This is a genomic window from Ensifer sp. M14, assembly GCF_003355565.1.
Classification (GTDB): domain Bacteria; phylum Pseudomonadota; class Alphaproteobacteria; order Rhizobiales; family Rhizobiaceae; genus Ensifer.
The window spans coordinates 4,097,121-4,122,498 of the sequence record NZ_QJNR01000004.1; the positions used below are offsets into that span (position 1 = coordinate 4,097,121).

Annotated in this window: 18 protein-coding genes and 1 tRNA gene; 7 read left to right on the forward strand and 12 right to left on the reverse strand. The window is 62.0% G+C overall.

Annotation, left to right across the window (positions count from 1 at the left end; translation table 11 throughout):
• Positions 1-49: 49 nt before the first annotated feature.
• On the reverse strand, positions 50-1,645 hold the full coding sequence (locus tag BLJAPNOD_RS19920; protein WP_115420906.1) for an ABC transporter substrate-binding protein: 1,596 nt from the start codon (positions 1,643-1,645) through the stop codon (positions 50-52).
• Between the two features lie 658 nt (positions 1,646-2,303).
• Between BLJAPNOD_RS19920 and BLJAPNOD_RS19925 the strand changes: the two genes are divergently transcribed.
• Both BLJAPNOD_RS19925 and BLJAPNOD_RS19930 read left to right on the forward strand, forming a co-directional pair.
• Positions 2,304-3,017, forward strand: coding sequence for a helix-turn-helix transcriptional regulator (locus tag BLJAPNOD_RS19925; RefSeq protein ID WP_139354028.1), 714 nt, complete (start codon positions 2,304-2,306; stop codon positions 3,015-3,017).
• 37 nt (positions 3,018-3,054) lie between these two features.
• Positions 3,055-3,576, forward strand: coding sequence for a response regulator (locus BLJAPNOD_RS19930; RefSeq protein ID WP_158556140.1), 522 nt, complete (start codon positions 3,055-3,057; stop codon positions 3,574-3,576).
• A 95-nt stretch (positions 3,577-3,671) separates the two neighbouring features.
• Here BLJAPNOD_RS19930 and rirA read toward each other — a convergent pair whose 3' ends face one another.
• Positions 3,672-4,145 (reverse strand): iron-responsive transcriptional regulator RirA, encoded by a 474-nt coding sequence (gene rirA, locus BLJAPNOD_RS19935; RefSeq protein ID WP_077504407.1) that lies wholly within the window; start codon positions 4,143-4,145, stop codon positions 3,672-3,674.
• A 192-nt stretch (positions 4,146-4,337) separates the two neighbouring features.
• Here rirA and BLJAPNOD_RS19940 point away from each other — a divergent pair, with 192 nt between their 5' ends.
• Entirely contained in the window at positions 4,338-5,378 is a 1,041-nt protein-coding gene (locus tag BLJAPNOD_RS19940) for a Fe(3+) ABC transporter substrate-binding protein (RefSeq protein ID WP_115420908.1), read from the forward strand.
• Between the two features lie 89 nt (positions 5,379-5,467).
• Here the strand turns inward: BLJAPNOD_RS19940 and BLJAPNOD_RS19945 are convergent, their stop codons facing one another.
• The 3 genes from BLJAPNOD_RS19945 to BLJAPNOD_RS19955 all read right to left on the reverse strand — a co-directional run bounded on the left by BLJAPNOD_RS19945 (position 5,468) and on the right by BLJAPNOD_RS19955 (position 9,437).
• Positions 5,468-6,523 carry a M48 family metallopeptidase gene (locus BLJAPNOD_RS19945; protein ID WP_115420909.1) on the reverse strand — a complete coding sequence of 352 codons (1,056 nt, stop codon included), beginning with the start codon at positions 6,521-6,523 and terminating at the stop codon, positions 5,468-5,470.
• Positions 6,513-7,595 (reverse strand): YjgN family protein, encoded by a 1,083-nt coding sequence (locus BLJAPNOD_RS19950; protein WP_244611028.1) that lies wholly within the window; start codon positions 7,593-7,595, stop codon positions 6,513-6,515. Before BLJAPNOD_RS19950 ends, BLJAPNOD_RS19945 begins: the two co-directional genes overlap by 11 nt.
• 345 nt (positions 7,596-7,940) lie before the next feature.
• The gene (locus tag BLJAPNOD_RS19955) at positions 7,941-9,437 is read right to left on the reverse strand and encodes a CoA-acylating methylmalonate-semialdehyde dehydrogenase (protein ID WP_077504278.1); all 1,497 of its coding nucleotides are present in this window, start codon (positions 9,435-9,437) and stop codon (positions 7,941-7,943) included.
• Positions 9,438-9,553: 116 nt separating this feature from the next.
• Between BLJAPNOD_RS19955 and BLJAPNOD_RS19960 the strand changes: the two genes are divergently transcribed.
• Positions 9,554-10,435 carry a LysR family transcriptional regulator gene (locus BLJAPNOD_RS19960; RefSeq protein ID WP_077504279.1) on the forward strand — a complete coding sequence of 294 codons (882 nt, stop codon included), beginning with the start codon at positions 9,554-9,556 and terminating at the stop codon, positions 10,433-10,435.
• Between the two features lie 35 nt (positions 10,436-10,470).
• Here the strand turns inward: BLJAPNOD_RS19960 and BLJAPNOD_RS19965 are convergent, their stop codons facing one another.
• The 3 genes from BLJAPNOD_RS19965 to BLJAPNOD_RS19975 form a co-directional block, all read right to left on the reverse strand.
• A complete protein-coding gene (locus tag BLJAPNOD_RS19965; protein WP_244610977.1) occupies positions 10,471-11,616 on the reverse strand; it encodes an MFS transporter in 1,146 nt (381 codons plus the stop codon).
• A gap of 174 nt (positions 11,617-11,790) precedes the next feature.
• Positions 11,791-11,867: transfer RNA gene (locus BLJAPNOD_RS19970), tRNA-His, on the reverse strand.
• Between the two features lie 148 nt (positions 11,868-12,015).
• Positions 12,016-12,465 carry a phasin gene (locus BLJAPNOD_RS19975; protein ID WP_077504281.1) on the reverse strand — a complete coding sequence of 150 codons (450 nt, stop codon included), beginning with the start codon at positions 12,463-12,465 and terminating at the stop codon, positions 12,016-12,018.
• A gap of 230 nt (positions 12,466-12,695) precedes the next feature.
• On the opposite strand from BLJAPNOD_RS19975, the gene BLJAPNOD_RS19980 reads away from it, so the two are divergent.
• Both BLJAPNOD_RS19980 and BLJAPNOD_RS19985 read left to right on the forward strand, forming a co-directional pair.
• A complete protein-coding gene (locus BLJAPNOD_RS19980; protein WP_115420912.1) occupies positions 12,696-16,334 on the forward strand; it encodes a PAS domain S-box protein in 3,639 nt (1,212 codons plus the stop codon).
• A 93-nt stretch (positions 16,335-16,427) separates the two neighbouring features.
• Positions 16,428-18,110, forward strand: a complete 1,683-nt coding sequence (locus BLJAPNOD_RS19985; RefSeq protein WP_077504408.1) for an iron ABC transporter permease — start codon at positions 16,428-16,430, stop codon at positions 18,108-18,110.
• Positions 18,111-18,432: 322 nt separating this feature from the next.
• Here BLJAPNOD_RS19985 and BLJAPNOD_RS19990 read toward each other — a convergent pair whose 3' ends face one another.
• On the reverse strand, positions 18,433-20,385 hold the full coding sequence (locus BLJAPNOD_RS19990; protein ID WP_115420913.1) for an acetoacetate--CoA ligase: 1,953 nt from the start codon (positions 20,383-20,385) through the stop codon (positions 18,433-18,435).
• Positions 20,386-20,561: 176 nt separating this feature from the next.
• On the opposite strand from BLJAPNOD_RS19990, the gene BLJAPNOD_RS19995 reads away from it, so the two are divergent.
• A complete protein-coding gene (locus tag BLJAPNOD_RS19995) occupies positions 20,562-22,385 on the forward strand; it encodes an AsmA family protein (RefSeq protein WP_115421389.1) in 1,824 nt (607 codons plus the stop codon).
• A gap of 55 nt (positions 22,386-22,440) precedes the next feature.
• On the opposite strand, the gene BLJAPNOD_RS20000 is transcribed toward BLJAPNOD_RS19995, so the two are convergent.
• The 3 genes from BLJAPNOD_RS20000 to BLJAPNOD_RS20010 are packed head-to-tail and all read right to left on the reverse strand — an operon-like array spanning position 22,441 to position 25,318.
• Positions 22,441-23,256 (reverse strand): ABC transporter permease subunit, encoded by an 816-nt coding sequence (locus BLJAPNOD_RS20000; protein ID WP_077504284.1) that lies wholly within the window; start codon positions 23,254-23,256, stop codon positions 22,441-22,443.
• A 3-nt stretch (positions 23,257-23,259) separates the two neighbouring features.
• Positions 23,260-24,171 carry an ABC transporter permease subunit gene (locus BLJAPNOD_RS20005; protein WP_115420914.1) on the reverse strand — a complete coding sequence of 304 codons (912 nt, stop codon included), beginning with the start codon at positions 24,169-24,171 and terminating at the stop codon, positions 23,260-23,262.
• Positions 24,172-24,175: 4 nt separating this feature from the next.
• A complete protein-coding gene (locus BLJAPNOD_RS20010) occupies positions 24,176-25,318 on the reverse strand; it encodes an ABC transporter ATP-binding protein (RefSeq protein WP_077504410.1) in 1,143 nt (380 codons plus the stop codon).
• Positions 25,319-25,378 lie beyond the last annotated feature (60 nt).

Here is a 25,378-nt window from a genome sequence, read left to right on the forward strand (position 1 = left end):
AGGGGCGTTTGCCCGTGGCAAACGCCCCCTTTCGGATCAGTTTATTAGCTTACTCGACAATATCCACGCCGTCGAAGGCAAAATCGCCGAGCGGGCTCTGAACGAAGCCTTCGACATTCTTGCGCATCGGAACGACCGACAGGGAGTGGTCAAGCGTTGCCCAGGGGGCTTCGCGCTTGAAGACAACCTGTGCCTCTTCGTAGAGCTTGGTGCGCTCTGCGAGGTCGGACGTGTCCTTGGCCTTCTTGACCAGGGCGTCGAATTCCGGGTTGCACCACTGAGCACGGTTGTTGCCGCCGACAGCGTTGCAGCCGAGCAGGGTGTCGAGGAAGTTGTCCGGGTCGCCGTTGTCGCCGGTCCAGCCGAGGATGACGGCGCCGTCGCGGTCCTTTGCCTTCGACTTGTCGAGGTATTCGGCCCATTCGTAAGAGACGATCTCGACCTTGACGCCGATCTTGGCGAAGTCAGCCTGCATCAGTTCGGCTGCGCGGCGGGCGTTGAGCATGTAGGGACGCGAAACCGGCATCGCCCACACCTTCATCGACAGATCCTTGACGCCTGCTTCTTCGAGCATCTTCTTGGCTGCGTCGAGGTCGTAGGTGTCGTCCTGGAGCGTGTCGTTGTACGACCACATCGTCGGCGGGATCGGGTTGGTTGCCGGCTGGGCAGCGCCCTGGAACACGGCGTCGACGATCGCCTGCTTGTTGATCGCCTTGTTCAGCGCCTTGCGGACTTCCGGCTTGTCGAACGGAGCCTGCGTGGTGTTGTAGGCGAGGTAGGCAACGTTCAGACCGGCCTGTTCCATCACCTTCAGGTTCGGATCAGCCTTCATGGCCTGGACGTCAGCCGAGTTCGGGAACGGCATCAGGTGGCATTCGCCGGCCTGCAGCTTCTGGTAGCGAACCGAAGCGTCGGCAGTGATCGCAAAGACCAGGTCGTCGATCTTCTGCTTGCCACCCCAATAGTCCGGGTTTGCCTTGTAGCGGATGACGGCATCCTGCTGGTAGGCAACGAACGCGAACGGACCGGTGCCGAGCGGCATCTGGTTCATCTGGTTCATCTTGCCTTCGGCCTGCAGCTTGTCGGCGTATTCCTTCGACAGGATCGACGCGAACGGCATGGCGATGTTGGCGAGGAACGGCGCTTCCTTGCGCGTCAGGGTGAACTTGACCGTCAGGTCATCGACCTTCTCGACCGACTTGATGACTTCCGGGAAGCCCATGCCGGCTGCGTATTCCCACGAAGCGCCGGTCACGTACTTGTTCCAGGGGTTGTCGGCCTTGAGCTGGCGCTCATAGGAGAACACGACGTCGTCCGCGTTAAATTCGCGCGTCGGCGTAAAGAATTCGGTCGTCTGGAACTTCACGCCCGGACGCAGCTTGAACGTGTATTCAAGGCCGTCATCGGAAATGGTCCAGCTCTCAGCAAGGCCCGGCTCGGTTTCGGTCGTGCCCTTCTTGAACTCGAGCAGGCGGTTGTAGACCGTGTGCGCTGCTGCGTCGAACGTCGTGCCGGCGGTGTAGAGACCCGGGTCAAAACCCTCAGGCGAACCTTCCGAGCAATAAACGAACGTTTTCGACCAGGCGGAGCCGGCCATCAGCGTGGCAAGCGCCGTCGCTGCGAAGAGAGTAGTGAGCTTTTTCATGAGCTTTGCTTCCCAGATTTGTTCTTGTTCTCGTATTTTCCTGACGCGGAATGGCGTTTGCCCCCGGTCAAGGCCGGATGGAACGACATTTGGCGTCGCATTGCAATAAGTCGCCGAACAAATTTGTCTATGCGAAAAATTCTGCCTGGGGCGGAGCCGGAAATCTGTCCACTGTTTTAGAATACCCTGACATTTCCGGGGGCTTTGTCGGCCCCTCCTCGCCCGGCGCGCCGGGTCCACATCCGTTTATCGTCGACGGTGCGGGGTGATGTGCGACGGGGAAAGGGACGTGCGCGGAACGGGCTGGTTGTAGCGGCCCACCGTCCCCCGTGCACCCGCCCTGCGTGTGGCGCCACAGGCGCAAGGTCAGCGATTCGATGAAATCGCAAGAAACGGTCAATCCCAAGATAGTTGGGTAGAAATCACCCGGCCGATTGTGCAATAGAACCTAGACAAAATCTCGGGGGAGACAATCGACGTGCCAAAACGTCCTTGGGAGGGGGCGGCATCCGCCTCACGGCGCTTTCGATCTCGCGGCAAGGCCGCCGAGAGACGGTCGTGACGATGCCAATCCGCAATTTCGACGCCGGCCTCATGCGGTTGATTGAGCCGGTCTTGCGCGTAGACTGCCACCTGGCGACAAAGGGGTAGCGCATTCGTGGCAAGTTTGCTGGAAAATCACAGGCGCTACGATCTCCGCAACGATCTGGAGAAAGCGCTCAACCGCGTCGACTTCTTCCGCATCTTTCACACGATGGCACTGCGGTTCGGCTTCAATCATTTCGGCATTCTGCAGCTCGGCAACGAGAACGACGCGTGCATGCTGTCCACCCGGCTCGTCCTGCACGATCTTCCGTCAGGACTGGCGGAAGAATACGACAAGCGGCACCGCTTCGGCGACTCGCTCTTCTACAAGACCCTGCACACGTCAATTATTTCCTCCGTATGGAGATCGGGCGACCCCGACGGCGCCAATGGCCAGAACCTGCTGGTGCAGCTCGGCTTCGAGCTGCTGTTGAGCGTGCCGGTGCACGCGGCGGCGACGGGCGCGCGGTATGCCGTGCTGTTCTTGGGCGATGGCAACGATATTGCCCGCTCCGAGCATTTCGAGCTGACCTACGATGCGATTTGCGCCTTCGACTATTTCTATCGCATCGCGCTTTCCAACAAGGCCGGAATGGGCCTGACGCCGCGCGAAACGGAGATCCTCAAGTGGATTTCCCACGGAAAGACGGCCAGCGAGATCGCACTGATCGTATCGGTCTCGGAACACACCGTGAATTCGCACACGGCGACGATCCTGAAGAAGCTGGATGTCGTCAATCGGACGCAAATGGTGGCGAAGGCGATACGCGAACAGATCATTCAGTGACGCTGGCAGTGACGCTGGTCGGCGGGGCGATTTGAACATGGCGGCGGCGCAAAGCGGCACTGCTAAAATCGGACGCCGCAGAAACGATACACACTCGCCACCCAGCCGCTTGCCGACGGCAGGCGCGCACCGCAGAATGGCTCCCGGTCACTCAGGTACTTGGACGATCATGACACAAAAAGCCCATATCCTGCTCGTTGACGACGACCCTGCGGAGAACCTCATTCTGCGCGGGCTGATCAAAAAGGTCAGCAATATCGAGATTGAACTGCATTACTGCCAGACGATCGAAAGCGCGCTCGAATTTCTACGTTCGGGAAAACCGGTGTCGATGGTGTTGATGGACAACCGCCTTCAGCCGCAGCGCGATTTTCGCGAGACAGTACCGGCGCTCCGGCACCAGGGCTTCATCGGCCCGATCGGCGTCATCTCGGGGTCGCTCGTCGAGCCGTATTTCCAGAACCTGGAAGAATACGGCGCGGATTTCCGCATCGACAAGTCAGAGATCGATCCGACGGCAATAGAGTTCATACTGAGGGAGTATCTGGCGCCGAACTGAAACGGTGGCCGGAAGCTGCTCTGAACCGCGAAAGGTGCTGCAGATTCAGGCGTTGCAGCGCCGGGCGTTCGACACGCGGCGCTGTAAACGTCGGATCAGGCCGCAGTGGTCTGCGGGGCTGACGGGCGCTTTGTCTCTTCGAGGCCGAGCAGGAAGTTGATCTGGGGACGCGCTTTGACCAGATCGTCGATGGTGTAGCCCTGCAGCACTTCGAAGAAGGCGTTCAGAGCCTTGCGCAGAGCGGAGTTGAGACCGCAGCTGTCGACCAGCGGACAGTCGATTTCGCCGGCCTCGAAGCATTCGGCCATGGCGAAGCTGTCTTCCGTCACCTTGACCACATCGAACAGGGTGATGGCCGAAGCGGGCTTCGGCAGGCGGACGCCGCCGTTGCGGCCACGCACGGTTTCGACCAGGCCAGCACGGGTCAACGGCTGGAGGATCTTGAACAGAAACAACTCGGAGACGCCATAGGCCTTGGCGATTTCAGGAACGCGGCTGAGCTTCTCGCCGTTTGCGGCGCAGTACATCAACATGCGAACTGCGTAGTTCGTTTGTTTCGTCAGTCGCATCATTCGCTCCGGAATCGAGAGGTTTATCGAACCTTCATATAGGACGGATCGTAGTTTGGAACAATTCCAAAAAACCAAAAAAGTCACATCTGCTTGATCGTTAACCGTTACCCGATTGACTGTTGGCCAGCTGCGGATCAAAAAGATGAGCGATTTTGTTAACTTAGCTCAAACCAAAAAATGGAGGAAACCATGTCCGTTTCAAGAGCTGCAATGGGCGTATTGTCCCTCACCGCAAGCCTGCTCGCGTCCACGGCCGCCTGGGCCGATGGCGAGGTCAACATCTATTCCTATCGTCAGCCCGACCTGATCAAGCCGCTGCTCGATGCCTTCACCAAGGAAACCGGCATCACGACGAACGTGCTCTTCCTCGACAAGGGCCTCGTCGAGCGCATCCAGGCCGAAGGCGCTAACTCGCCGGCAGACGTGATCCTGACTGTCGACATCAGCCGCCTCACCGAGGCCAAGGACGCAGGCGTGACGCAGCCTGTTGTCAATGAAACGATCAACAAGGACATCCCGGCGCATTTCCGCGACCCTGACGGCAACTGGTTCGGCCTGACCACTCGCGGTCGCGTCGTCTACGCCTCCAAGGACCGCGTCACCGAGAACGACATCACGTACGAGGAGCTCGCCGATCCCAAGTGGAAGGGCAAGATCTGCACACGTGATGGCCAGCATTCCTACAATATCGGCCTGTTCGCCTCGATGATCGCCCATAACGGCGAAGCCGAGACCGAGAAGTGGCTGACGGGCCTGAAGAACAATCTGGCGAAGAAACCCGACGGCGGCGACCGCGACCAGGCCAAGGCGATCCTCGCCGGCGAATGCGACCTCGCGCTCGGCAACACCTACTATGTCGGTCTGATGCTGACCAATGAGAAGGAGCCGGAGCAGAAGGAATGGGCAGCGGCCATCAAGGTGCTGTTCCCGAATGCCAAGGACCGCGGCACGCATGTGAACATTTCGGGCATGGCGCTCGCCAAGAACGCCCCGAACAAGGACAATGCGCTGAAGCTGATGGAGTTCCTGTCGGAAGGCGAAGCGCAGAAGATCTATGCCGAGCAGGTCTATGAATATCCGGTACTGCCGGGTGCCGAGCCCTCCGATGTGGTCAAGTCCTTCGGCACGATCAAGCCCGACGAATTGCCGCTGGCCGACATTGCCGCCAACCGCAAGAAGGCTTCCGAACTGGTCGACAAGGTCGGCTACAACGACGGTCCGCAGGACTGATCGCAGCGGTCGTTTGAAGTGGAAACAGCGGGCCCGGTGCCCGCTGTTTTCGTTTTGATGGCAGTCGTCCGGCCAAGTGTACCTGGGCGCTAATGCCCCTGCACCTTCAACTCGCCGGCATAGTCGAGGATCGCCTTGCGCCGTTCCGGCGTGCCGGGATGGGTCGCAAGGATGCTGGTATCGGAACTGTCGCCCAGCTCTTTTTCCAGCAGGTCGAAGAACCGGGCGATCGCCGTGGGATCGCGCCTGGCCTTCAGCATCAATTCCACCGAGTGCCGATCCGCCGCCGCTTCGGCCGCCCGCGAATAGGAAAGCGTCAGAAGGCCGGCACCCTGCACCAGAATGTCTTCCGCACCGGAGCCGATGTCGCCACCGATCATCATGATCAGCCCGGCAACGCCGGCGGCACGATAGATCAGTCGCAGGCTGTGCTCGAGTTCGACGTGACCGATCTCATGGGCCAGAACGCCGACGATCATTTCGGTGTCGTCGCCGGCAAGCTCGACCAGTTCATCGGTGATGATCAGCGTGCCGTCGGGAAGCGCGAACGCATTGGGGCCGATGGCGCCGCCCTGGCGAAAGTTGAGCGTGTATCCGCCCTCGCCGCGGTCTGACAGGCGCGCAATCGCGTTGAACCCGTCGCGGATCTTTTGCTGGCGCTCGGCCGCCAATGCCGAGGCGTCGAGCACCGTGCGGTCCATGGTCTCGAGCGTGCTTGCCGACATGATCTTCGGCACGATCGGTGGCGTCACCAGCACGGCGATCTCGACCAGCGCCGGCACCGCATAACGATAGATGGCCATGCCGCAGAGCACGGTCGCCAGGACGACCGCGATCAGCCGCGGATGGAACCGCTCCCATTCGTGGACGAGGTTGGTTTTGCCCTTGCCCTTCAGGAAACGATCGATGGCATCGTTGTCGGTCGTTTCGAACAGCGAACCGTCGGGAAACCCAACGCGACGGGGAATAGCGCCGACACGCGCGGAAATATCGATAGCGGCAAACGCACCGGCTGCGAGTTCGACGCCGACCTCATCCAAAACCTTGAGGCCGTCGCCCTCTTCGATCAGCAGCGAGGGCACCGAACGGCTGGAACCGGTCGGATGCCACTCGCCAACGGCAATCTCGGTGTCGTTAGAAGCCAAAGTCGAAGCCTTCGAAGTCCATGAATTCCGAACCGACGGCCGAGCCTTCCTGAGCAATCTTGTCGAACATCTCGCCGACATTGCCTTCGAAATGCACGCCCGTATGGTCGTTGACATAGCGCGTCATTCGCACCGCCGCCCAAGGACGCATCAGCCCCAGCGTGACGATGGTGACGATCAGGTTGGTGATGGCGATCCAGGCATAGCGGCCCCGCGACAGGTCGCTCGTCAGCTGATGCTTGCCGTCGAAAGTCGTGGCCGACCAGGCGACGTTGCGAACGCCGGCACGGTAGAACAGCGCCGCGACCCCGAAGATCGAGAGGAATGCGATGTAGCCGATGACGAACAAGGCAATCATCGAAACGTGCATTCCCAGCGTTGACTCAATGGAGCCGTCGAGCAACGACACGATCACGGCCAGATTGAGGAAACCGATAAAGGCAATGATCAGCAGGCCGGCGACGATGATGGCGGCCGACAGGAACCAGGACTTGTAGATCGCACCAACGGAAGGGTCGGTCGCAAATGCCCGTTGCCCGTAGCGCAGGTTGCTGCCGATATAGCGGTAGGACCAGCGGCTGGCGAGCGGCACGAGGATGCCGAGCGTCAACACCGAGATGACCGGACCGACGATGAAGGCAAGGAACGCGCCGCCGACGCCGCCGACGAAATCAAACCGCACATTGCGGTAGCTGGTGACGCGGGCACTGAAGCGCAGCCCCCTGACGACCAGCCACGGCACGAAGGCCACAAGCAGCAGTGCAAGGATGATGCCGGCGATCGGCACGAAGGTCAGCATGACGTTGTAGAGGATCAGATAGGCGAAAACGATGATCCGGCCGATCAGGATCTGCTTGCCCTTCGCATGATATTCGAAGGCGCGTCCGAGCAGCACCGTGTTGCCGTAGAAATAGCGGTTGCGGCGGACCTTTGCCCAGGCGGAATAGATACCGAGCGTGACGATCGTCAAAAGCACGTTGACGATCCAGATGCCAAAATACTCTTTCCCGCTGCCGGTGAACGACAGGCGGTGGAAATTGTCCGGTACTCGCTGCGTCAACGTTCCTTGCATCGACGCCGTTTCGGCCACGACCATGATAAAACCTCTCTCAATGAAATCAGCTTGCGGCAGCCCGCTATCAAACAGGCGCCGCGTTGCGACAGGATGACGTCATTTGTGAACCCAGCGAACTGTGGCTATCCCCCCGGATGAGCCTTCCATGCGAAAGAACGGTCGAAATGCCTGCAATATTCGCCCCGGGCGCGAATCAATTTTCCGCCACTTGCGACATATCAAATTAGTTGCAGTGCAGCATCGACTGCAACAGGAAAGAGCCGTCTGAAGGGCGTCCGGGCATGCAACAAAAAAGGGCCTCCCGAAGGAGGCCCTGGAGGCGGGAGGATTTTTATCCCGTTGTTACTTCATCGTCGGCATGACGAATTCGGCACCGTCCTTGATGCCCGATGGCCAGCGCTCGGTGATCGTCTTGGTCTTGGTCCAGAACTTGATCGAGTCCGTGCCGTGCTGGTTGAGGTCGCCGAAGGACGAGGACTTCCAGCCGCCGAAGGAGTGGTAGGCGAGCGGAACCGGGATCGGCACGTTGACGCCGACCATGCCGATGTTGATGCGCGAGGCGAAGTCGCGGGCAGCATCGCCGTCGCGGGTGTAGATCGCGACGCCGTTGCCATATTCATGCTTCATCGGCAGATCGAGGGCTTCCTCGTAGTTCTTGGCGCGAACGACCGAAAGAACCGGTCCGAAGATTTCGGTCTTGTAGATGTCCATGTCGGGCGTGACGTGGTCGAACAGGCATCCGCCGACAAAGTAGCCGTCTTCATAGCCCTGGAGCTTGAAGTCGCGGCCATCGACGACGAGCTTTGCGCCCGCCTCGACACCGCTGTCGATCAGGTTCCTGATGCGCGCCTGGGCTTCCTTGGTGACGACAGGGCCCATGTCGGCCTTCTCGTCGGTGTAGGGGCCGATGCGCAGGCTTTCGACCATCGGCGTCAGCTTGGCGATCAGGCGGTCTGCGGTATCTTCACCGACGGGAACTGCGACCGAGATCGCCATGCAGCGCTCGCCGGCCGAGCCGTAGCCGGCGCCCATCAGCGCGTTGGCGGCCTGGTCCAGATCGGCGTCCGGCATGATGATCATGTGGTTCTTGGCGCCGCCGAAGCACTGGGCGCGCTTGCCGTTCATGGCAGCCGTGCCATAGACGTAGCGGGCGATCGGGGTCGAGCCGACGAAGGAGACGGCCGAAATGTCGGGGTTGGTAAGGATCGCGTCGACCGCGCCCTTGTCACCGTTGACGACGTTGAGGATGCCGGCCGGCAGACCTGCTTCGATCATCAGTTCGGCAAGACGCATCGGAACGGACGGATCGCGCTCGGACGGCTTCAGGATGAAGGCGTTGCCGCAGGCGATCGCCGGCGCGAACATCCACATCGGAATCATGGCGGGGAAGTTGAACGGCGTGATGCCGGCGCCGATGCCGACGGCCTGGCGGATCGAGTACATGTCGATGCCGGGGCCGGCGCCTTCGGTAAACTCGCTCTTCTGCAGGTGCGGAATGCCGATGACGAATTCGCAGACTTCCAGGCCGCGAACGAGATCGCCCTTGGCGTCTTCGATCGTCTTGCCATGCTCGCGCGACAGGATCTCGGCAAGCTCATTCATGTGGGTGTTGAGCAGTTCGACGAACTTCATGAACACGCGGGCGCGGCGCTGCGGGTTGGTGGCAGCCCACTTCGGCTGCGCGGCCTTGGCGCTGGCAACAGCTGCGGCAAGTTCCGCGTCGCTTGCCAGCGCCACGGTGCCCTGCACTTCGCCCGTTGCCGGGTTGAAGATGTTGCTCGTGCGCCCGCTGGTGCCGGCAACGCGCTTGCCATCGATGAAATGACCGACTTCGTACATGGATGTCTCCTCCTGATCTTGATTGTGGCGGCATGATCGCACTACGATTTGAACAAAGCAATTTCCGATATTCAGCAACCGTTGTGCGTAAATTGAAGTCCTGGGAGATCAGCAGCATGAATTGGGACGATGTGAGAATGTTTCTGGCGGTGGCGCGCACCGGGCAGATCCTTGCCGCCTCCAAGCGGCTCGGGCTCAATCACGCGACGCTCAGCCGGCGGGTAACCGCCCTTGAGGAAACGCTGAAGACCCGACTGCTGGTGCGCCGACCGAACGGCTGCGAACTGACGGCCGAAGGCGAGATCTTCCTGGCGGCGGCCGAACGGATGGAAACCGAGATGCTGGCGGCGCAATCGCAGATCGGCCGCATCGACACGGCGATTGCCGGCACCGTGCGCATCGGCGCACCCGACGGCTTCGGCGTTTCCTTCCTCGCACCCCGCCTCGGCCGGCTGACGGCACGCTATCCGGAACTGAAGCTGCAACTCGTGCCAGTGCCCCGCTCCTTCTCGCTGTCGCAGCGTGAAGCCGATATCGCGATTACCATCGAGCGGCCGGAACAGGGGCGCCTGGTCTCCTCCAAACTCACCGACTACACGCTCGGTCTCTACGCCTCCTCGACCTATCTTGCGCAGCATGGCACGCCACAAACGATCGACGACCTCAAGCACCATCGCCGCATCGGCTATGTCGAGGACCTGATCTTCACCCCGTCGCTGAATTTCTCCGCCGAGATCATGCGCAGCTGGGATGCCGCCTTCGAAATCTCGAGCGCCACCGGCCAGACGGAAGCGGTGCGTTCCAGCGCCGGCATCGGCATCCTGCACAACTACATCGCCCGTCACACGCCCGAGCTCGAGCGCATCCTGCCGGAGACCACCATCCGGCGCGCCTATTGGACCACCTACCACGAAAGCGCCCGCGACCTTGTGCGCGTGCGTACCGTCGTCGCGTTTCTGCAGGAGTTGGTGACGGCCGAGCATCAGATGTTTGCTTGAGCGGGCACGGTGCACCTTTGGGCGTTCTGTAACAATTACCGGGCGCGATCGAGGTCTGCGGCGGTCAACCCGACACCGAGTGCCAAGCCGAAAGCCAATACGAGCACGATTCCACCCGGCCCGAAAGCGCCGAGCATTGCCGCGGCCGCCGGCAGGGCGGCAAGAATGATGACATTGTTGAGGCTTTCTGACAGCGCAAGCACCTGCCCCTTCCGTGCACCCGCGCGTCTTGCCAGAATGGCGGTGCTGGCCGGTGCGGCAAGACCAAGCGCCAGCCCCCAGGCAAGCAGACATAAGATTGCGCTCCAGAGCGGCAGGGGCGTAAGCAGGAACAGAACGACGGCAACGGCCACCAAGACGGTCGCACCGAGCAACACGACCTCTTCGCGGCCGGTGAGCCGGCTTGCCGGGCCTATCGCAAGATTGCCGAGACCAAGGCCGATACCGAAGGCGGAAACGGCGAGACCGACCTCGCCCGTGTCCAGTTCATAGCGCTGCCGCAGCACTTCGCCGGTCAACAGGAATGCCGTGACCGCCGCGCCGTTCCATCCGGCCTTGGCCAGTAGCGGGCGCAAGACGGCGGCATTGCGAAACCACGCTCGTTCGAATCTCACGCCTACTCTATGCTGCGCCGACGCAGGGATGACGCGCAAACCGACCGCAAAGACAAGCAGGCAGCCGCCAGCGGTTGCCAGAAACGGCGCGCGCCAACCGAACGATTCAGTCAACAGACCGGCGAGCGCGGGACCGAAGGCGATCCCCAATGTCATGCCGAGCATCGCCGTTCCCATGGCAGCGGCCTGTCGCTCGGCCGGCACCGTCTCGGAGATCAGCGCGAAGGTGGTCGGGATCAAGGCAGCAGAGGCGAACCCGCCCAGGATGCGCAAAGCGACCGCGATCTCGAATGTCGGCGCGAATGTCAGGGCGACACCGTCGAGAGCGAAGAAGACAAGCGAGGCCAGCAACAAACGACGCCGATCGATGCGGTCAGACAGTATACCTAAGATCGGGGCGGCGATGGCATAGGAGAGCGCGTAGCCTGAGACGAGCCACGACGCTGCCGCCGGGCTGGTGCTGAACGCTAACGCCAGTGGCGTCAACATCGCCGTCAGCATGAATTCGGTCGCGCCGACGAAATAGACGGCGAGTGCAAGGGCAAACAAAAACAAGCGGGATGGCACGGATCGACCTCCTTGCCGAAAGACAGGGGAACGGCGCATGCGGCAACGCATGGGCCGAAGCGAAGAAGAGAAGTTTTGGGAAATGTGAAACGCGCGACTCGGCGCAGGGTCCGAAGGACCGGGAGCTCAAGCCGAAAATCCGGCGGAGCAAAGAAAGCTATTTCAAGAGAAGAATGGTACGGTTGGGGGGTCTCGAACCTCCGACCTCAGGTGCCACAAACCTGCGCTCTAACCAACTGAGCTACAACCGCACAAACAAGCGACATCAGTCGCTTGGCGGCTCACATACGGAGACTTCCGTCGCTTTGCAAGCCTAAACTTGAGATTATCCTGCAAAAAGACCGGATGGCAAGCCACCCGGTCCCATTCAAACCCAGCGCGGCCAGGGGCCGGCGCGGATCAGGCCTTCTTGAAAGACGAGATCGCCTTTTCGGCGGCGTCCTTGCCGGGCTTTACGACATTCTCGGCAACCTTCTTGGTTGCTTCCTGCATCGACTTGGTCTGTTCGACGGCAAGTTCGGCCTGCTTGCGGAAGAACGAGGTCTGCAGTTCGACGAATTCCGACAGCGACTTCACGCCGAGCAGCGCTTCCATGTGCGAAAGCGAATTTTCGGCATTGGTGCGCAGGGCGTCGATGGCCTTGAGGCCGAGCTCGACGCTACCGGTCTGGGCGCTTTCAAGCGTCGCTTCGACGGTCTTGCTTGCTTCTTCAGCAGCGGTCTTCATCTTGGAATAGGCGTCCTTCGACTGGGCAGCGCCCTTTTCCGCGAAGTCGCGGAAGCTGTCGGCAACCTTTGCCGGGTCGAAAGAGGAGAAGGAAAATGCGTCGTCGATCTTCTTGGTAGCCATGAAAGCGCTCCTTGGTGTCAGGGCCCTCATTTGAGGCGCCGTTGATTGATGCACCTTATATAATCGATGTTCTTGTGCATTGCAATAAAATTGTGCAGTGCACAAATTCACCTGCGTTAACCCTTCGCGGTGAAAGGGGTGAGCGAGAGGCCCGGATTGCTGGACCCTCAGCCGCTCGGCGGGTATTAATAGAGTGTTAACGTACCCGCGACCCGTCAATAGGCCCGCCCATGCCCGCAAGACAGTACCCCTTCATCGACATTGCCGTGCACGAGCGGGTGCGCGAACATTTTGCGCGTGGCGATGCAGCGATCCTGTTTTCGCGGGACTTGAGCCGCGTTCTCTGGGCCAACGATCAGGGTGCGGCCTTCTTCGGCGCCGACTCCATCTACGACTTTATCGACATTGGCCCCAACCCGAACGACCTGTCGGCGCGCCAGCTGAAGGCGGCAGCGACGCAGCTCGTTTCGGTCGGCGATCGCCGTCAACTTCTGATGCGCATTGCTTCGGGCTTTCGAAGCGTGCCGCTCAACACGGCTGTGGAACTGATCCGTGTTCGGCCGGATGAACTTGGCGTGCTCTTTACCGCCCCCCACTCCGGCAAGCCGCTTTCGACGGTGGATCGTGCGGCGCGCATGATCGCCGGGCTCGACGGCCCTGACACGCACATGGCCGTTCTCGATGCCGACGGCGCGATCGTTGCGCAGTCACCGGGCTTTGCCAATCTCGGCATGTCCGACGAGACGCGCCGCCAACTCGTCGTGGCAGTTGCCCGCGACCACGACTGGCTGATCAAGCGCCCGGTCGCAACCGCAAAGGGCCACCTGCCCGCTGCCATCGGCAAGATCGCCGACGAGCCGGCGCTGCATCTTCTCTTCGCCGTGGAAACCATCCTTGGCAACCTCGACCCGGACGAGGCACCGGCCGAGGCGGCGCTGACGCCGGCAGCTGCCATTGATGTCGTCGAGGCCGACGATGTCAACGACATCGCGCCCGTTGCCGCAGAAGCGGACGTGGCCGTGGTTGCCGATGCGGTGGAACCGGTCCACGAGCAGGCGGCTCCCGACGAGGCGGTATCGGCTGATGAGCAGGTCATAGCCGAAGACGAAATCGAGCCGCCGCTTGCAGAGACCGATGATACCGTCGGCGCGAGCGAAGCTGACGCCCCCTCCCCCAATCTCGAAGTCGACGGAGTTGGCGAGACGCCCGTGGAAACGGCGCCCACCGCAACGGCGGATGATGCTCGCGAACAAACCGCTGCTGTCGCGGACGCGCCGGTGCAATCGCCGATCGCCGACACGACACCTGCCGCCGACGCCCTGCCGGCGGAGCCCGCTGAGCAACCGGACGTCACCAGCGCTCCGTCGGACTTCGCCTTTGCCGCCGGCGGGCGGGCGGTGCGGTTCGTCTGGAAGATCGACGCGGCAGGACAGTTCAGCGAAATCTCGGAGGAATTTGCCTCCGCCGTCGGGCCGAAGGCCGCCGACGTGATCGGCGTCAGCTTCGCCTCGCTTGCCGCCCGCTACGGACTCGACCCCGACAACAAGATCAACGAACTCCTGCACCGCCGCGACACCTGGTCCGGCAAGACGATCTTCTGGCCGGTCGAAGGCACGAGCCTCAAGGTCCCGGTCGATCTCGCCGCCCTGCCGACCTACTCGCGCTCGCGAGAATTCGACGGCTTCCGCGGCTTCGGCATCGTGCGCGTTGCCGACGCGATCGAAGACGAAAACGCCAACGGTCTTGCACTCAACCGGGACGAGGATGTGATCGCGGCCGAGGAGGCCGCCGTTCCCGCTCTGGGCGAACTGGGAAGCGTCGGGCAGGCTACAACGGAAGGCTCGACCAACGAGAACCCGGCCGCCGCCGAGGGGGCAACCGACATTCTCTCGCTTTTTGCGGACGCGCCGCAGCCGACCGAAACAACGGCGCACGACCAGCCCGAACTCCCTGCCGATCCCTTCCTTGGCGAGCGGCCGGCGCTTCGCATCGTCGAGACACCTGGACGGCGGGCTTCCGACAAGATCATCGAGCTCGAGCAGCACCGCCCGACCGGGTCCAGCGCGCTTACCCGCGGCGAGCAGGCAGCGTTTCGCGAAATCGCGCGGCAGCTCGGCGAGAATTTCGTGGCGCGCCCAGAGGTGCAGGACGCATACTCGGACGAGACTTCGGCCGACGCCACTCATGGCGAAAGCGAACGGCCAGCACCGGAGCTTGACGACGAAGCAGATCTCGAGGCGACGCCGACCGCCGCCAGAGAGCGCGAACCGGCGCTTGCGACGCCAGCACCGAGCGAAGTGGCTGCAGCCGAACCCCGTTCCGACGAGCTCGCCGAGGCGGGTATCGATCCGGCGGCAATCGCTACCGTTGGCTTCAGCGGCGAGATCCTCGACAGCCTGCCTGTCGGCCTGCTGGTGCATCGTGGCGACGAGCTGTTGCATGCCAATCCGGAGTTCCTGCGCCTGACCGGCTATGACACGCTCGATGACTTCCAAGAGGAAGGCGGCATCGACGCGCTGTTTGCCAACGATGAGGAGATCGGCGACACGGAGCCGGACGGCACGATGACGCTGATCCGCAAGACCGGGCAGCTGGTTGCGGTGACGGCGCACCTGCATTCGATCCGCTGGGACGGCAAGAGCGCGCTGATGCTGGCGCTGGCGTCGACCGAAGCCTCGCAGCCACACGTGAGCGAGGCCAGCCCGGCCGAAACCGTTCAGCCTCCCGTCCCCGACGAACAGGTCGGCAAGCTCAAGACCGAAATCGATGAGCTGCGCTCGATCCTGGAGACGGCGACCGACGGCGTCGTCATCCTCGGCCATGACGGCGATATCCGCTCGATCAACCGTTCGGCGAGCGCGCTCTTCAACTACGATGAGAGTGAAATCCGCGGCAAGCCCTTCGCCGCGCTCTTTGCCCATGAGAGCCAGAAGGCTGTTATCGACTACCTGCAGGGCCTGTCCGGCCACGGCGTTGCCAGCGTGCTCAACGACGGCCGCGAGGTGATCGGCCGCGAGGCGGCGGGCGGTTTCCTGCCGCTGTTCATGACCATCGGTCGGCTCTCCGCCTCCAATGGCTATTGCGCCGTCATCCGCGACATCACCCAGTGGAAGCGCACCGAAGAAGAGCTGCGCAACGCCAAGCGCGCGGCCGAGACGGCCAATGCCCACAAGACCGAGTTCCTGGCCCGCGTCAGCCATGAAATCCGCACGCCGCTCAACGCCATCATCGGCTTTTCCGACATGATGGCGAGCGAGCATTTCGGCCCGGTCGGCCATCCGCGCTATATCGAATATGCCGGCGACATTGGCCGTTCGGGCCGCCATGTGCTCGATATCGTCAACGACCTGCTCGATATTTCCAAGATCGAGGCGGGCGAGATGGATCTCGACTTCGGCTCCGTCGAAATCAACGATGCGGTTTCCGAAGCGGTGTCGCTGGTGCAGCCGCAGGCCAACAGTCAGCGTGTCATCATCCGCACGTCGCTTTCGGCAGCGGTGCCGAGCGTGGTTGCCGACAGCCGTTCGATCAAGCAGATCGCGCTCAATATTCTGGCAAACGCCATCCGCTTCACGCCGTCGGGCGGCCAGATCGTCGTATCCACCTCCTATGAAGCGAACGGCAGCGTCATCCTGCGCATCCGCGATACCGGCGTCGGCATGACGCGCGTCGAACTCGATCAGGCGATGAAGCCGTTCCGGCAGGTAACCACCGGGGGCCGCAAGCGCGGCGACGGCACCGGCCTCGGCCTTCCCTTGACCAAGGCCATGGCTGAAGCCAACCGCGCGCAGTTCGCCATCACCTCTGCACCGAACGAGGGCACGCTGGTGGAAATTTCCTTCCCGTCACAACGCGTCTTGGCGAACTGAGGACAGATGCTGTAAGGAAATGTTGACTTGAGGAAGCCAGTTTGTTGGCGTCCTCACGGCCATTCCTTGCCGTTTCGCTCCGGATCCGATCGATTGCAGTCCACGTCACAAAGCCTCAAGCGGCGCCGCACCGGTGCAAGAACCGGCCTTTCGCATCCACTGCTCGCCGTGTGGGCCGGGGGTGCCTCGCTGATCGTGCTGATGCCGATCCTCGCCATTGCGTGGCTGGCGATCTCGGGCGGCGGCGCAGACTGGCCGCATCTCATGCAAAACGTCATCCCGCGCGCCACCATCCGCACATTGCTGCTGATCGCGTTGACCGGGGCAACGACCGCCGTCGTCGGCATCCTGACCGCGTGGCTGGTGGCAAGCTGCGAGTTTCCCTTGCGCCGGTTCCTGTCTGCCGCCCTTGTGCTGCCGCTGGCCATTCCTGCCTATCTCGCGGCCTATGCCTTCGGCGAGCTGTTTACCTTCACCGGCCCTGTGCAGGGGGCGATCCGCGTCCTTTTCGGTTTCAAGACGAGCCGCGATTATTGGTTCCCCGACATTCGCTCGCTCGGGGGCGCCGTTCTGGTGCTGAGCTCCGTGCTCTATCCCTATATCTATCTCGCCTGTCGCTCGATGTTCCTGATGCAGGGGCGCGCAGCCGCCGACGTTGCCCGCACGCTTGGCGCCGGGCCGCTGAAAGTGTTCTTCCGCATCCAGATCCCGATGGCGCGACCGGCGATCATGATCGGCCTGACGCTGGTGGCGATGGAGACGCTCAACGACATCGGCGCCGTCGAGTTCCTCGGCGTGCAAACGCTGACCTTCTCGATCTTCGACACCTGGCTGAACCGCGGCAGCCTTGCCGGCGCGGCCCAGATCGCCTGCATCATGCTCGTCTTCGTCATCGGGCTGATGATGATCGAGCGGGCGGCACGGCGCAGGCAGCGCTTCTCCAGCCAGAAGACGACGTCGGCCGTGCACGATGCCAGCAGGCTTTCGCTTTCGGGTTGGAAGAAGTGGGCAGCGACGATTGCTTGTCTGCTTCCGGTTCTCTCCGGCTTTGCGGTGCCGTTCCTGATTCTGGGCAATTACGCGCTGAAGCGGCTCGATCAATTCATCGAGCCACGGCTCTTGAACGCACTGTTCCACAGCATCCTGGTGTCCGGTGCCACCGCACTGGTGACGGTGCTGCTCGGCTTCGTGCTTGCTTATGCGGCGCGGACCGGGCGCTCGCGCTTCACAGACACGGCCGGCCGCCTCGCCTCCTTCGGCTACGGCGTGCCCGGCACGGTTCTGGCCATCGGCGTGCTCTTTCCGCTGGCAGCGCTCGATAATTGGGTTGATGCCGGCTTTCGCAGCACCTTCGGCATCTCCACCGGGCTGCTGATGACTGGAACGGGCTTTGCCATCATCTATGCCTGCACCGTGCGGTTCCTCACCATGGCAGAAGGCACGCTGGAGGCAGGCTTCCAGAAACTGTCGCCGCATCTCGACATGGCCGCGCGCGCGCTCGGCCGCACCGGCGGGCAGACGCTGCGCACCGTACTTCTGCCGATGATGCGCCCCGCCGTTCTGACCGCGGCACTGCTCGTCTTCATCGAGACCATGAAGGAGCTGTCGGCGACGATCATGCTGCGCCCGTTCAACTTCAACACCCTTGCCACCCTTGTCTATGAGGACGCGTCGCGTGCGAAGGTCGAGGATGCGTCGGTGGCGGCGATGATCATCGTCATCGCCGGCATGATCCCCGTGATCCTGGTGTCGCGATCGATGGAACGTCGGCCCTAACGCCTTTCCAGGAAAAGTGCGAAGCGGTTCTCTCCGCCTGTAGCGCGGCAAAACCCGGCACGCTCAAGGCAAAAAAAGAGGCGGCTGGGAGGCCACCTCGTTAATCGAATGCTAAACCAACAAATGCTCGAGAAGTAATGACATCATGTCTGCGGCGGCATCGCTGCCAGGCGCCGACCACTCATCGGCCGGCCTCAAGTTGGGATGACCATGCGCCCCCAATCCTTAACAAGACCTTACCAGGCGATCCGACAATTTTAGGGAATTATCAGCAAGTCTGAAGCCTTGGTTAATTCCGAAAGCGCGAACAGGTTAACGCCCTTCAATTTTTAAGGGCATCGAGCCCGGCAAAAAGATCGAGCGCTTCCGGGTTGGCAAGCGCCTCCTTGTTCTTGACCGGGCGCCCATGCACGACGTCACGGACCGCCAATTCGACGATCTTGCCGGACTTCGTGCGGGGAATATCGGCGACGGCGATGATCTTCGCCGGCACGTGGCGGGGCGACGCACCCGAGCGGATGCGGGTCCTGATCGCCTTCTCAAGCCCCTCATCGAGCGACACGCCGGACGCCAAGCGCACGAACAGCACGACGCGCACGTCATCCTCGAAATCCTGGCCGATGCAGAGGGCTTCCGCGACCTCTTCCATCTGCTCGACCTGGTTGTAGATCTCGGCCGTGCCGATGCGCACGCCGCCGGGATTGAGCGTCGCGTCGGAGCGGCCATGGATGATGATGCCGCCATGCGACGTCCATTCGGCAAAATCGCCATGGCACCAGACATTGTCGAAACGCTCGAAATAGGCGGCGCGATATTTGACGCCTTCGGGATCGTTCCAGAACATCACCGGCATCGACGGAAATGCCTTGGTGCAGACCAGTTCGCCCTTTTCGCCGCGCACGGAGCGGCCCTCGTCATCCCAGACATCCATCGCCAATCCGAGGCCCGGACCCTGGATCTCGCCGCGCCAGACCGGCTTCAGCGGATTGCCAAGCACGAAGCAGGAGACGATGTCGGTGCCGCCGGAGATCGAAGCAAGCTGGATATCCGGCTTGATGCCCTCATAGACGAAGGAGAAACCTTCGGGCGACAACGGCGAGCCGGTCGAGGTGAGCAGGCGCAGATGGGAAAGGTCGTGGGTCTTTGCCGGCTCGAAACCGCCCTTGCGGACCGCGTCGATATATTTTGCCGACGTGCCGAACACTGCAAACGCTTCTTCCGCCGCATAATCGAACAGCACATTGCCATCGGGATAGAACGGCGAGCCGTCGAACAGGCAGAGCGTCGCGCCGACCGCCAGGCCCGAAGCGAGCCAGTTCCACATCATCCAGCCGCAGGTGGTGAAATAGAAGAGCTTTTCGCCGTCGCCGAGCCCGCAGTGGAACCGATGCTCCTTCAAGTGCTGCAGCAGCGTGCCACCGGCCGAATGAACGATACATTTCGGAACGCCCGTGGTGCCGGAGGAGAAGAGCACATAGAGCGGATGGCTGAACGGCAAGCGCTCGAAGGTGAGCGCCTTGGTCTCGAAAGGAGCGATGAAGTCTTCGAGCGTCACGCCTTGCGTGATCGAAGCCGCCAGAGCCCTTGCCTCGCCCGCGTAGGGGACGATGAGTGCTGGAGCGCCGAGGGCCGTGGAAACGGCGCGCACCTTCGCGTCGACGTCCTGGCGCTTGCCGTTGTACCAGTAGCCGTCGCAGGCGATGAACAATTTTGGAGCGATCTGGCCGAAGCGATCAAGCACGCCCTGCTCGCCGAAATCGGGCGAACAGGACGACCAGATCGCACCGATCGAGGCCGTCGCCAGCATCAGCGCGATCGTTTCGGGCATGTTTGGCATCATGGCGGCGACGCGGTCGCCCTTGCCGATGCCGCGCGCCTTCAGCGCCTGCTGCAGCCGCGAGACCAGCGCGCGCAGATCGTCCCAGGAAAGCCGGTAGGCGACCTTGTCCTCGCCGCGGAAGACGAGCGCATCGCCGCTGCCGGCGCGACGCAAGAGGTTCTCGGCAAAGTTCAGCGACGCGTCGGGAAAGAACCGCGCATCAAGCATGCGGTCGCCATTGACGAGAGCGGTCGCGCCGCGATCGCCGATGACTTCGCAATGCTCCCAGACCGCCGTCCAGAAATCGCCACGCTCGGCAACCGACCAGGCATGAAACGCGCCATAATCGGCAAAGTCTTTGCCGAAGCGCTCGCTGCACCAGGCGATGAACTGCGCCATCGGGCTATGCTCGCGAATCTCGGGACCGGGAACCCACAAAGGTTGCTCAGACTGCATGCTTTCCTCCACTCCTACTCCACGCCCTCTATACCATGCTGCAACGCAAAATAAACAGCAGGAGAACCTAGGCGAGCGTCGCATTGGCGACATTTCCATGTCGGCTGCATTTGATTTATGCGGGCTGAAAGCCTATCCAAGCTGCGTGATCCCAAGCGATGGGCAACCAGGCGGAAATGACAAGAAAAATCCTGCATATGTTGGGTCGACCACGCCTTTGGTCGCGGCTTCGTCGTCGCCATTTCCTCTGGCCCGCGGCGATCGGCATCGCGCTTGCCGTCGGGTACAACGCTGCCCTGCCGCTGGTGATCTCGACCACGGACGTGCGGCCGACGATGGAGCGCATGCTCGACGCCTGGTCGGGTGGCAAAAGCAGGATAACCGGCGAGCCGGACATCCGTTTCTGGCCGAACCCGACGCTGACATTGTACGGCGCCACGATCGAGACGACCGACGGCCCCCCCCGCACACTCGCGCGGATCGGCAGCATCACCGCAGCCTTCAGCCTGCTTTCAGCGCTTCGCGGCGAACCGGCGCTTGAAGATATCCGCCTGATCGAGCCGGTGGTGACGCTGGAGCGCGGCACCGACGGCACGCTCAACTGGGAGAGGCCGCGCTGGCTCGGACCTGGCGAAGCAAAAACGGACGGCGACGAAACCCCCTTCGGCGACATCACCATCGACAATGGCCGCTTGCAGGTGTTTGACCGGACGACCAATTATGCGCGCGAATTTCCCGGCATATCCGGCACCGTGAAGTGGCCCGCCTTTGCCGGGCGGCTGAACGCGCAACTGTCGAGCGTGATCGGAGGCCAGACCGTGAGTTGGTCGCTCGCCTGCGACGAGCCGCTGACGCTGCTGGCCGGCCGCAACACGACGCTGAAAACGTCGTTGACCTCGGCCCCGCTCAACTTTTCCTTCGAAGGCGTCGGCAATCTGTCGATGAAACCTTTCGCCTCCGGCCGGCTCCAGGTTTCGACCGCCTCGCTGCCAGCGCTTGCGGCCTGGTTCGAAGGGGCCTCCCACGAAGGGTTGCCTGAAAGCAGTTTTAACCTCAATGCCAATGTCACCACCGGCGACCAGACGCTGAAGCTGGATGACCTGCGTTTGTCGCTCGGCGGGGCAAACGCAACCGGTGTGCTCGATGTTGCTATTCCCGCCGACGACACGCCGCGCGTCGAGGGCACGCTTGCCTTCGACAAGATCGACCTCAACGGACTGCAACCGCTGTTCGCCGAGCTTCCGGTCGATCCCGAAGAACTCGCCAAGCACATGACGGACGCCTTCGCCCGTACCTGGCGCGTCGACGTTCGCCTGTCGACGCAGGAGGCGGCGATCGGCCCGCTGCGGCTGACCGACGTGGCCGCCGGCGTGATGGTCGATCACGGGCGTGCGTCGCTCGATATCGGCGACAGCACCTATGCCAATGGCAGGCTCAGCGGCCGGCTCGTGCTGTCTGAAGCGGATCTGGCGCGTGGTGGCAAGTTGGCGCTGGTTCTGAAAGACGCTGATCTTGCGGCGGCCGCCGCCGACTTCGGCTTTACCGGCCCGGTGCCAACGGGACGTGGCAGCGTCAATCTCGACCTAGCCACCGATCATCCGTTCTGGACGCCAGAGGCAGCGGATGCATCCGGGCGCCTGACGGTGTCGCTTGCCAATGGCAAGCTTTCGGAATTCGATGCCAATGCCTTTTCGGATCTGGTGCGCAAGGGCGAGTTCTTCTCGCTGTCGCAGGCGAGCAGCGGCACGTTCGATTTTCAGCGCGCCGATATCGAGGCGCGCTTCAGCGGCGGTTCTGCCCGGTTGAACCGCGCAACCTTTACCGGGCCTTCGGGCAGCCTCTCGGTCAACGGCGTCATTCCCTATCGCAGCGGCAGCCTGGCGCTTGCCGGCACTTTTACCGACGAAACCAATGCGGCACAGCGATTGCGGTTCTTCGTCGGCGGCTCTTGGCCGAATGCGGTGATTTCGCCGCTTTCGGTGCTGGGCGAGCCCAACTGAAACGGCCGGCGCTTGGAAGCACCGGCCGGTTTCCTGATGGACGCAGCCTTCAATCCTATTGCGCAAAGGCCGCGCGCTCGTCTTTCTCGCGCTGCGCCTCACGCTGTTTGGTGACAACGGAGGCAACGATGACACCGATCGCGACAATGCCGATCAGGATCGTGCAGATCGCGTTGATTTCAGGCGTCACCCCAAGGCGGACCTGGCTGTAGATCTTCATCGGCAGTGTGGTCGCCCCGGGGCCGGTGGTGAAGCTCGAAATCACGAGATCGTCGAGCGATAGCGTGAAGGCCAGCACCCAGCCGGAAAACACCGCCGGCGCGATCACCGGCAGGGTGATGGCAAAGAAGGTTCTGACCGGTGTCGCGCCGAGATCGAGTGCTGCCTCTTCGATCGACTGGTCGAAGCTTAAGAGGCGCGACTGCACGACAACGGCAACGAAGCACATGGTGAAGGTGATGTGCGCAAGCGTAATGGTCCAGAAGCCCCGGTCGAGGCCGATGGCAACGAACAGCAACAACAGCGACAGGCCGGTGATGACCTCAGGCATGACCAGCGGCGCATAGACCATGCCGGAAAACAGCATGCGACCGCGAAAGCGCGTGTAGCGCACCAGCGCGAGCGCCGCGAGCGTTCCAAGCACAGTCGCGCAGGTGGCCGAGATCAGCGCCACGCGGATGGTGACCCACGCGGCGTCGAGAAGCGCCTGATTGTGCCAGAGCTGCGTATACCACTTGGTCGAAAACCCGGCCCAGACGGTGACGAGCTTCGATTCGTTGAACGAGAAGATCACCAAAAGCACGATCGGCAGGTAGAGGAAGCCGAAGCCGAGCACGATCGAGGCGATGTTGAAGCGTGACCAGTTGCCCATGACCTACCTCCCCTCGCCGTCGGCTTTGGCCTGCGCGTTCTGGAAGAACACGATCGGGATCACCAGGATCAACAGCAGGATCGTGGCAACCGCCGAAGAGACCGGCCAGTCACGGTTGGCGTTGAACTCGTTCCAGAGCGTCTTGCCGATCATCAGCGTTTCCGATCCGCCGAGCAGATCCGGGATGACGAACTCGCCGACAGCCGGAATGAAGACGAGCAGGCAACCGGCAACGACGCCGGCCAGCGACAGCGGGAACGTGACCTGCCAGAAGGCCGAGAACGGCGTGCAGCCGAGATCCAGCGCCGCCTCCGTCAGCGTGTGGTCCATCTTCTCCAGCGAGGAGTAGATCGGCAGCACCATGAACGGCAGGTAGGAATAGACGATACCGATATAGATCGCCCAATTGGTGTTGAGGATGATCAGCGGCTGGTCGATGACGTTGATGCTCATCAGGAACTGGTTGAGCAGCCCTTCCGGCTTCAGGATGGCGATCCAGGCGTAGACGCGGATCAGGAAGCTGGTCCAGAACGGCAGGATCACCAGCATCAGCAATGTCGGGCGGATCGATTTCGGCGCCTTGGCCATGCCATAGGCGACGGGATAGGCGATCATCAAGGTCAACACCGTCGAGATGCCGGCGATGATGACGCTCGAGACATAGGCATTGAAATAGAGAACGTCCTCCGTCAGCCAGACATAGTTGTCGAGCGAGAACTCCCGCGCCTTTTCCATGATGCCGGAAAGGCCGCCGAAGAGATCGAAGACCGGCGTATAGGGCGGCATCGCCACCGCGGTCTGCGACAGCGAAATGCGGAAGACGATGAAGAACGGGATGAGAAAGAAGAACAGCAGCCAGGCGTAGGGGATGATGATGACCAGGCGGCTGAAGACGGCTGATGCGACTCTCGCCATGGCTTCAATCCTTCAAGACGACGCCGGCGTCTTCGCCGAACGAGATCCACACCTGCTGGTCGTAACCGAAGGGATCTTCGACGGCACGCACCGCATTCAGAGACGACGCCTTCACGACCCTTCCATCCTTCAATCGGATGTGGAAGACGGTCATGTCGCCGAGATAGCCGATATCCCAGATCTCACCCTCGACCGCATTGACCGGCGCATGGGCCGGCGGCTGTCGGCTGACGCGGATCTTTTCGGGACGAATGGCGACGGCGGCCTTGGCGCCAACGGACGGCTTGTCCGGCGATGCCATGCGGACGGGAAAGCCGTTTCCGGTTTCAATCCGGAGATACCCGTTTTCGACGGCAGACACCGTTCCATCGAAGATGTTCACATCACCGATGAAGTCGGCGACGAAGCGGGAGTTCGGCGCCTCGTAGATTTCGGCCGGTGTCGCCACCTGCACGACCTTGCCGTGGCTCATGACGGCGATGCGGTCTGCCATGGTCATCGCTTCCTCCTGGTCGTGCGTGACGACGACGAAGGTCAGGCCGAGTTCCTGCTGCAGGTCCATCAGTTCGAACTGGGTTTCCTCGCGCAGCTTCTTGTCGAGCGCGCCGAGCGGCTCGTCCAGCAGCAACACTTTCGGCCGCTTGGCGAGCGAACGCGCCAGTGCAACGCGCTGGCGCTGACCGCCGGAAAGCTGGTGCGGCTTGCGCTTGGCAAATTTTTCGAGCTTCACCAGCTTGAGCATCTGGCCGACGCGCTCGGCGATGTCGGCCTTCGGCATGCCGTCCTGCTTCAGACCGAAGGCGATGTTGGTCTCGACGGTCATATGCGGAAACAGCGCATAGGACTGGAACATCATGTTGACCGGCCGCCTGTAGGGCGGAATGCCGGCAAGGCTCTGGCCGTCAAGGATGATCTCGCCGGAGGTCGGCTGCTCGAAGCCGGCCAGCATGCGCAGAAGCGTCGACTTTCCGCAGCCCGACGCACCCAAGAGCGCAAAGAACTCGCGCGTGTAGATGTCGAGCGAAAGATCGTCGACGGCGATGAAATCGCCGAACGTCTTGGTGACGTTCTTGACTGAAATGAATGGCTTGGAAGCGGGATCCGCCCAAGGGGCGAAAGAGCGCCTGATACTGCCGAGTGACTTCATCATCTATCCCCGAATGATACAGCCGATGGGCACTCTCGTTTTCCCCGGTGCCCCCTTTAA

What these genes read in the sequence shown, in the direction of transcription:
- BLJAPNOD_RS19975 (WP_077504281.1), bottom strand. Translation starts at nt 12,465, where the DNA reads ATGGCTACCAAGAAGATCGACGACGCATTTTCCTTCTCCTCTTTCGAC.
- BLJAPNOD_RS20005 (WP_115420914.1), bottom strand. Translation starts at nt 24,171, where the DNA reads ATGGCGAGAGTCGCATCAGCCGTCTTCAGCCGCCTGGTCATCATCATC.
- rirA (WP_077504407.1), bottom strand. Translation starts at nt 4,145, where the DNA reads ATGCGACTGACGAAACAAACGAACTACGCAGTTCGCATGTTGATGTAC.
- BLJAPNOD_RS20000 (WP_077504284.1), bottom strand. Translation starts at nt 23,256, where the DNA reads ATGGGCAACTGGTCACGCTTCAACATCGCCTCGATCGTGCTCGGCTTC.
- BLJAPNOD_RS20010 (WP_077504410.1), bottom strand. Translation starts at nt 25,318, where the DNA reads ATGAAGTCACTCGGCAGTATCAGGCGCTCTTTCGCCCCTTGGGCGGAT.
- BLJAPNOD_RS19980 (WP_115420912.1), top strand. Translation starts at nt 12,696, where the DNA reads ATGCCCGCAAGACAGTACCCCTTCATCGACATTGCCGTGCACGAGCGG.
- BLJAPNOD_RS19940 (WP_115420908.1), top strand. Translation starts at nt 4,338, where the DNA reads ATGTCCGTTTCAAGAGCTGCAATGGGCGTATTGTCCCTCACCGCAAGC.
- BLJAPNOD_RS19950 (WP_244611028.1), bottom strand. Translation starts at nt 7,595, where the DNA reads ATGCAAGGAACGTTGACGCAGCGAGTACCGGACAATTTCCACCGCCTG.
- BLJAPNOD_RS19995 (WP_115421389.1), top strand. Translation starts at nt 20,562, where the DNA reads ATGACAAGAAAAATCCTGCATATGTTGGGTCGACCACGCCTTTGGTCG.
- BLJAPNOD_RS19920 (WP_115420906.1), bottom strand. Translation starts at nt 1,645, where the DNA reads ATGAAAAAGCTCACTACTCTCTTCGCAGCGACGGCGCTTGCCACGCTG.
- BLJAPNOD_RS19955 (WP_077504278.1), bottom strand. Translation starts at nt 9,437, where the DNA reads ATGTACGAAGTCGGTCATTTCATCGATGGCAAGCGCGTTGCCGGCACC.
- BLJAPNOD_RS19990 (WP_115420913.1), bottom strand. Translation starts at nt 20,385, where the DNA reads ATGCAGTCTGAGCAACCTTTGTGGGTTCCCGGTCCCGAGATTCGCGAG.
- BLJAPNOD_RS19960 (WP_077504279.1), top strand. Translation starts at nt 9,554, where the DNA reads ATGAATTGGGACGATGTGAGAATGTTTCTGGCGGTGGCGCGCACCGGG.
- BLJAPNOD_RS19930 (WP_158556140.1), top strand. Translation starts at nt 3,055, where the DNA reads ATGGCGGCGGCGCAAAGCGGCACTGCTAAAATCGGACGCCGCAGAAAC.